The 522-nt window shown below is 65.9% G+C and carries 1 protein-coding gene; it reads left to right on the forward strand.

The features are described from left to right. Positions 1-522: sensor histidine kinase (locus F2P45_RS34460; RefSeq protein ID WP_166882686.1), on the forward strand; the 522-nt coding region annotated here is incomplete at both ends.

Below are 522 nucleotides of genomic sequence, written 5' to 3' on the forward strand. Positions count from 1 at the left end.
CAGCGCGCGGCGGCGCTGGTGCGCAGCTTCAAGCAGGTGGCGGTGGACCAGTCGTCGGACGATATCCGCAGCTTCAACATGAAGACCTACCTGGACGAAGTGCTGCTGTCGCTGCAGCCGCGCCTGAAGGGGCGGCCTGTGAAGGTGGAGGTCGATTGCCCGGACGATGTGGTGCTGGAGAGTTTTCCGGGGGCGGTGTCGCAGATCGTCACCAACCTGGTGATGAATTCGCTGGTGCACGGATACACCCGCGAGCAGGCGGGGGTGATCAGGATCGAGGTCAGGCTCGACGGCGGGCAGGTGTGGTTCGATTACCGCGACGACGGGGCCGGGATGGACCAGGAGACCTTGGGGAAACTGTTCGATCCGTTCTTCACCACGCGGCGCGGGCAGGGCGGCAGCGGTCTGGGGGCGCATATCGTGTACAACCTGGTGACCGGGCCGCTGGGCGGGTCGGTCAAGGTGGACAGTGCGCCGGGGGAAGGGCTGCATTACCGCTTGCGGTTTCCGCAGAGCCGGAAG

This window comes from Massilia mucilaginosa (assembly GCF_011682145.1).
In the GTDB taxonomy this organism is placed as follows: Bacteria; Pseudomonadota; Gammaproteobacteria; order Burkholderiales; family Burkholderiaceae_D; genus Telluria_A; species Telluria_A mucilaginosa.